The sequence below is a fragment of the Mycobacterium sp. genome (genome assembly GCF_052144515.1).
GTDB lineage: Bacteria > Actinomycetota > Actinomycetes > Mycobacteriales > Mycobacteriaceae > Mycobacterium.
This window is the reverse complement of sequence record NZ_JBKQQD010000453.1, coordinates 1-7,183: the sequence shown is the minus strand read 5'-3', so window position 1 is coordinate 7,183 and position 7,183 is coordinate 1. Positions and strand designations below refer to the sequence as shown.

Below are 7,183 nucleotides of genomic sequence, written 5' to 3'. Positions count from 1 at the left end.
CCCTCGGACAGGGCTTTTCGCCTGGACCGATGGGGCAGTCGGTCGCGACCGGCATGATGACAGGGCAGCCGGCCACTGCCGGTGTGCAATCGTTGTCTGACGGCGCGATGCATGCGATGGAGCCGGGGTCGGCTGCACTTCCGCAGGCGCCTCCTCCGTTGGCGACGCCGCCCGCAGTGTCGGCACCAGCCCTGAGTGGCGGCGAATCATTCACCGCGGCACACGTTCCGGTTGATACACCCTCGCCCGGCGCCGCAGCTACACCGACGGGCGGCGGAGCCGAGTCCATGGCGCCTGCGGTGATGACTGGTGGTCCGGTGTCCGCGCCCGCGGCTCCGGCCGTCGCCGGTCCGGCCCTCCCTGCCGGGCCATTGCCGGCCTACGGTTCCGATCTACGCCCACCCGTCGTCGCGGCGCCAGCCATGCCCACGGTTCCCTCGGCGCCGGTCTCGGGCGCGCCGGTCGCACCGTCTGCGTCAACGTCTCCATCGGCGGGTGGCCCGTTGGTTTCTCCGGTCGAGCGGGCGGCGTCAGTGGCTGCGGCTGGCAAGGCCGGCGCGAGCGGGTCAACGGTGGCCGGCTCATCGGCGCTGTCGGCGACAACGGGCGCAGCGGCCGGCGCGGCGGCCGGGAGGGCGGCCGAACAGCAACGGCTGCAGCGGCTCGTCGATGCGGTGGCCCGCCAAGAGCCGCGACTGTCGTGGGCGGCCGGGCTGCGCGACGACGGCACCACGAACCTGGTCACTGATCTGGCCGGGGGCTGGATTCCTCCCCACGTCCGACTTCCCGCCAACGTGACGCTGCTAGAGCCGACGTCACGTCGCCGCCACGCCAGTGTGGTCGATTTGCTGGGCGCCGTCGTGGCCGCGGCAGCACACGAGCCCAACGCCTACATAGAGGAACCTGTTTCCGACCCACCCGCGCTGACCGGTGGTCGGACAGCCCGCTCGGCTGCGCCCGACGTCGACGAGCTGGGACCGACCCTGGTGGAAGCTGTCCGCCGCCGTGATGGTCTGCCGCGGATCGCGCAGGCCGTCGCGGCGCCGGCCACACGGAACACCGGCGTCGCCCAGAACGAAGCTGAGCTACTGCGCGGAAGCGTCGCAGAGATTCAAAGCTCGGTCCTGACCGCGTACCCCCACCACGATCAGACCGCTGTCGCAGATTGGATGCTGCTCGCGGCCATCGAGGCGCTGATCGATGGGCATGAATATCTCGCGAACTATCACATGGCTTGGTTTGCGGTCATCAACCGTCGCGGTGGTTCTCAGAAAGTTGTGACGTGAATGCCGGGCCACGCGTGGTGTGACAAAATGGCGATGCCGCGTCGGCGCAACGCGTGAACGGCGCAGTTGGCGAGAGTTGAGGTGGGAGCATGGGCGGCGGGGGACACGTCCCGATCAAATCATCTCCGGGGACATATGCGGGGGTGGCTGACGCACCGCCAGTGTCAGGTCCCGGGCCTGCTCCCCTTCCTCCACCCGACCATGCGCCGGCCGGCATTGCTGGCGCATTTTCGGCGTTCTCGAGCAATGCCGACGTTCCTGGCGACGTACAGTCGAGCACTCTTGAGGACTTGGATCGGCGGATGCGCGCGCTCGAGGCCGCGCGCAAATTCCCGGCGCAGGATGCCGACGCGGCACAGCAGATGCAGGGAGTAGGGGCGCAGGCGGGCGGGCAGCAGGCTACGCAGATGATCCAGCAGGTGGTTTCGAGTATCACGGGTGCGATCGGTGGCGCGGTTGGCGGACTCATGAAACCGCTTGAGGAGATTCCGCAGCAGGCCATGCAGGCTATGCAGCCGCTGACGAGTGCGCTCCAGCAGGGCCACGGCGCCGCGGGGCTGGCGTCCGACGAGCAGCTTGTGGACAGTCTCGGCAGTGAACCCGGCCTCGGCGGTGGCGGCGCCGGCAGTGGTGCTGGCGGTGGCCTCGGCTCCGGCGGTGGCGGCACGGTCCCGGCCGGCTATCTGGGTCCGCCACCCGTGCCGACGTCCTCGCCGCCGACGACGCCCGCCGGAGCGTCGGCGAAGTCGGTGACAGTGACACCGAGCGGCGGCACACCGGCGGCACCGGGGCCGACGGGCATGACCGGCATGCCGATGATGCCACCGGGCGCGATGGGCGCCGGCGGTGCAGGGGAGAACAAGGACAAGCCCGCAGAGAAGCGGGTGACGGCCCCCGCGGTGCCCAACGGCCAGCCGGTCAAGGGCCGCATGACCCCCCCGCCGAATGTTCCTGTTACGAAGTCCGGTGAGGACAAGCCTCCCGTGGTCACCAGGTCCCCGCGACGGATCGTGATCATGCCGAGCGACGAAGAGCGGAAGGAATAGTCCGAGACCCCGAGCTCTCGCTAACCGGCTTCGGCGATCCCTGCAGCAGCAGCGCTGGTCAAACGAACTCGGGTGAATACCGGCGGCGGGGCAGCTTGGGCAAGAATTCGATCCGTGGCTCAGGCAGCAGGTCAGCTCGCCTTGTTCGGTGTGGTGCCGGCAAGCGCGGTCTTACCCCGTCGGGCATTGCGTACCGTAAATGAGGGTCGATTCGAGCGGAATTACGGTGGAAGAATCGTCGAGGGCGATCCTCGCCGATCACCGAGGGGTTACTGGGAATGCCGCTGAGTTTGTCCAACCGGGACCAAAATTCCGGCCACCTGTTTTACAACCGGCGGCTGCGCGCGGCAACAACTCGCTTCTCCGCACGAATGAAACACGACGACCGCAAACAGACCGCCGCGATCGTGTTGTCGATGGTGTTGGTGGCCATTGGCGCGGGCTGGATGATGTTGCTCAATGTGCTCAAGCCCACCGGGGTGGTGGGCGACTCGGCGATTATCGGCGACCGCGATTCCGGGGCGATCTACGCACGTATCGACGGCCGACTGTATCCAGCCCTGAATTTGACGTCCGCACGGTTGGCGACCGGGACGGCGGGGCAGCCGACGTGGGTCAAGCCCGCCGAGATCGCGAAGTATCCGACCGGGCCGCTGGTAGGCATTCCGGGGGCGCCGGCGGCGATGCCGGTTAACAGGGGTGCGGCCTCGGCGTGGTCGGTGTGCGATACGGCAGGGCGTCCGCGCAGCGCGGATAAGCCGGTGGTGACTTCGATCGCGGGCGAGCTCAGCGGCTATGGACGCGCCACACCGCTGCGCGACGACGTGGGGTTGCTGGTGACGTTCGAGGGCACCAGGTATGTCATCTGGGGAGCCAAGCGCTCCCAGATCGACCCGACTGATAGGGCGGTCACCTTGAGTCTGGGACTTGACCCGGGAGTGACTGCGCCGGTGGAGATTTCGCGTGCGCTGTTCGACGGGCTACCCGCGACAGAGCCGCTGCGCGTGCCGCAGGTACCGGAGGCAGGCACGCCGTCGAAGTGGGTGTCAGGCTCGCAGGTGGGTGCGGTGCTGCAGGACCAAACTGCCAGTGGCGGAAGCCAGTTCTATGTCTTGCTGCCCGACGGGGTGCAAAAGATCAACAGCTTCGTGGCTGATCTGCTGCGCAGCGCCAACTCCTACGGGTCGACGGCGCCGCGGGTGGTGAGCCCCGACGTGCTGGTCAACATTCCTGAAGTGACCTCGCTGCCGGTCGACTACTACCCGATGGGACGGCTGAATTTCGTTGACCCCGCGGCAAATCCGACCACATGTGTCGGGTGGGAGAAGTCGTCGACGGACCCCCAGGCGCGCGTCGCCGTCTACAACGGGCGCGGGCTGCCGGTGCCCGCGTCGATGGACAACCGGATCGTGCACCTGGTGCGTGATGACCGCGACCCGGCATCGGTTGTCGCCAACCAGGTGCTGGTGTTGCCGGGAGCGGCGAACTTCGTGACGTCGACCAGCGGCGTGATCACCGCCTATTCCCGCGAATCGTTGTTCTGGGTGTCGGACAACGGTGTGCGGTTCGGGATCGAGCCTGACGAGGCGACCCTGCGCGCGCTGGGGCTTGATCCTGCTGCGGCGGTGCAGGCACCCTGGCCGTTGTTGCGGACTTTTGCTGCGGGACCGGCTTTGTCGCGGCATGCGGCGCTGTTGGCTCGCGACACTGTGCCGGTGCTCGGGCAGGCGACCGTGGTGACGACAACGGCTAAAGCGGGAGGCTGACGAGGGTGTCTAAGAGATCGTTTCCCATCAATCGTGTCAAGATCGAGCCGCCGAAACCGGTTCGGGTAGCGCCGGCCGCGCCGATAGCTCTGCCGGAGCGCGAGCCACGCAACATTTGGGTGATGATCGGCGTGCCGGCGTTGATCATCGCGCTGATTGGCACGATCGTGATGCTGTACGTGTCCGGTGTGCGCAGCTTGTCCACCGGCTTCTTTCCGCTGATGGGGATCGGCGCGTTCAGCATGCTGGCGTTTTCCGGTCGGTTTGGGCGCGCGCGCAAGATCACCTGGGGCGAAATGGAAAAGGGCCGCCGCCGCTATCTCCGCGACCTCGATGTCACCCGCGATGAGATCCAGACCGCAGTGTGTGCGCAGCGCCAGTGGCAGCAGTCGGTGCACTCCGATCCAAGGGGGCTGGGGGCGATCATCGGCGGTCCGCGGATGTGGGAACGGGGCCGCGGCGATGTGGACTTCTTGGAGGTGCGGGTGGGGACGGGCGTTCAACACGCCCCGGATTCGGTGTTGTCGGTGACGTGGCCCGACATCGCCTCCGACGAGGAACTCGAGCCCGTCACCGGGCAGGCGTTGCGCGATTTCATATTGGAGCAGCGCAAGATTCGCGATATCGCCAAAGTGTTGAACCTGCGGTCGGCGCCCGGGTTCAGCTTCGTAAGCGAGGACCTGGATCGGGTCCGGTCCCTGATGCGTTCGGTGTTGTGCTCGCTGGCAGTGTTTCACAATCCGCGCGACGTGAAGTTGATGGTGGTGACGCGCAACCCCGAGGTGTGGTCGTGGATGGTGTGGCTGCCACACAACTTGCACGACGAACTGTTCGATGCGTGCGGATGGCGGCGCCTGATATTCGCCACACCCGAGGAGCTGGAAGAGGCCCTAGGCGCTGAGCTGCACATGAAGGGTAAGCGTGGCGCGTGGTCGCCCCTCGCGGCGGCCAGCCCGACCGCAATGGGCTCGGCACTGGAAACCGGGCAGGGCACTGACACGGTGCATCTGGGACCGCACCTGGTGATCGTCGATGACAACACGGGCAGTCCAGATGCGTGGGAGAGCGTGGTCGGACAGGTCGGTAAGGCGGGAATTACGGTGCTGCGCATCGCGTCTCGGGTAGGTACCGGCGTCGGGTTCAGCGTGGACCAGGTTCTCGAGATGGTTGAACACAAAGGCCCGGCAAGCGGTTCGGCTCCGGTCAAAGCCGGCAGGAACGGCGCCGACGCCGACGACGATGATGGGCGCCCAGCGCCGTTGCTGCGTGCGCGCGGCAAGTTCTTCGCCCATGCCGACCAGCTGTCGATACCCCGGGCCTACCGGTATGCGCGGGCCATGGCGCGGTGGTCACCCACAAGCCGCAGCGAGATTGCCGACTCCAGCAGCGGCGCCGCCGAACTGCTGCGGGCGTTGGGAATCAGCGACCCACGCGAATTAGATGTCGATCGGCTGTGGGCCGAACGGCGCGGCCGGGGCGACGAGCGGTGGTCGGAAATCCCGGTCGGCGCCAAACCGAACGGCGAGCTGCAAAATATCATCATCCGTGCAAAAGACTTCGGCGGCTTCGGGTTTCACTCGGTGGTCATCGGTACCAGCGGCTCGGGCAAATCGGAGTTCTTCTTGTCGTTGGTCTACGGGATCGCGCTGACGCACTCGCCGGAGGCGTTCAACGTCATCTTCGTCGACATGAAGTTCGAATCGGCGGCCCAGGACATCCTCGGCATTCCCCACGTGGTGGCCGCGCTGTCCAACCTTGGTAAGGACGAGCGGCATCTGGCGGAACGGATGCGCAGGGTGATCGACGGAGAAATCAAACAACGCTATGAACTGTTCACATCGGTTGGTGCGCGCGACGCCAACGACTACGAAGAGATACGGTTGGCCGGGCGTGATCTGCCGCCGGTGCCGGTATTGCTGGTGATCGTCGACGAATATCTGGAATTGTTCGCCAATCACGACAAGTGGATCAACCTCATCATCCACATCGGTCAGGAAGGCCGCGGCGCCAACGTCTTCTTCATGTTGGGCGGACAGCGGCTGGATCTGTCGTCGCTGCAAAAGGTCAAGTCCAACATTGCATTTCGGATCGCGTTGCGCGCCGAGTCCGGCGACGACAGCCGTGAGGTGATCGGCTCGGACGCCGCCTACCATCTGCCGTCGAAAGAAAACGGCTTCGCGCTGTTGAAGGTGGGGCCGCGTGATCTGGAGCCGTTCCGCTGCTTTTACCTATCGGCGCCGTTCGTGGTGCCCAAGGCAAAAGAAATGTCGACGACCGTCGATATGACCTTGACGAAGCCGCGGCTGTACAACTGGCAGTACCAGCCCCTGGACGCCGCCGACGCCGCGGCATTGGAAGCCGCCGCCGCAGTCGACACCGAGCCCGACGAATTCCTTTACCACGAAGACGGTTTCAAGCGGAAGAAGATCGTGGACGTGCTGCGGGAGTCGCTGCACAATGTGCCGCACCGGTCACCACGCCGGCCGTGGTTAGAACCGCTCGAGGACCCCGAGCCCATCGACGCTCTGGTGGCTGGTTACCGGGGCAAGCCATGGCATGCCGACTACGGTCATAACTCGGGACTGATGTTTCCGGTGGGCGTCATGGACATCCCCGAGGAATCCAAGCAAGTCGTGTACGCGATCGACGCGCTGCGCAGCAACATCATCGTGGTCGGCGCCAAACAGTGTGGCAAGACGACCACCTTGATGACCCTGATGTGTTCTGCGGCAACGATGTATAGCCCATCGCGGGTGACGTTCTTCTGCGTCGGCGGGGCGACCCTGGCGCAGATCGCCTCACTGCCGCACGTCACCGACATCGTGTCGCCGAAGGACTACGAAGGTATCGAGCGCATCCTGAGCAGCATGGACGCGCTGATCGATGCGCGCGAGGACGCGTTTCGGCGAGCCAAAATCGATCTCGATGGATTTCGCGAGCGCCGGTTCGGGCCGGGCAGTGACGGACTGGGGGGCACCGACCCCAATGACCCGTTCGGCGATGTCTTTGTGGTGCTGGACGATTACGACGGCCTATACGCGATGGACAACCTCCTGGGCGATCGCATCATCTCGTTGAGCAGCCG

At 65.9% G+C, this 7,183-nt stretch carries 4 protein-coding genes; all 4 read left to right on the top strand.

Annotated features, from left to right (window positions below; all coding sequences use genetic code 11):
• Positions 1-1,286, top strand: a 1,286-nt coding sequence (locus tag ACLP9N_RS30815) for a DUF5631 domain-containing protein (RefSeq protein WP_442410930.1), incomplete at its 5' end; no start/stop codon positions are given.
• Positions 1,287-1,375: 89 nt separating this feature from the next.
• Positions 1,376-2,332, top strand: a complete 957-nt coding sequence (locus tag ACLP9N_RS30810) for a hypothetical protein (protein WP_442410929.1) — start codon at positions 1,376-1,378, stop codon at positions 2,330-2,332.
• A 278-nt stretch (positions 2,333-2,610) separates the two neighbouring features.
• On the top strand, positions 2,611-4,098 hold the full coding sequence (eccB, locus tag ACLP9N_RS30805) for a type VII secretion protein EccB (protein WP_442410928.1): 1,488 nt from the start codon (positions 2,611-2,613) through the stop codon (positions 4,096-4,098).
• A gap of 5 nt (positions 4,099-4,103) precedes the next feature.
• Positions 4,104-7,183, top strand: a 3,080-nt coding sequence (eccCa, locus tag ACLP9N_RS30800) for a type VII secretion protein EccCa (protein WP_442410927.1), incomplete at its 3' end; no start/stop codon positions are given.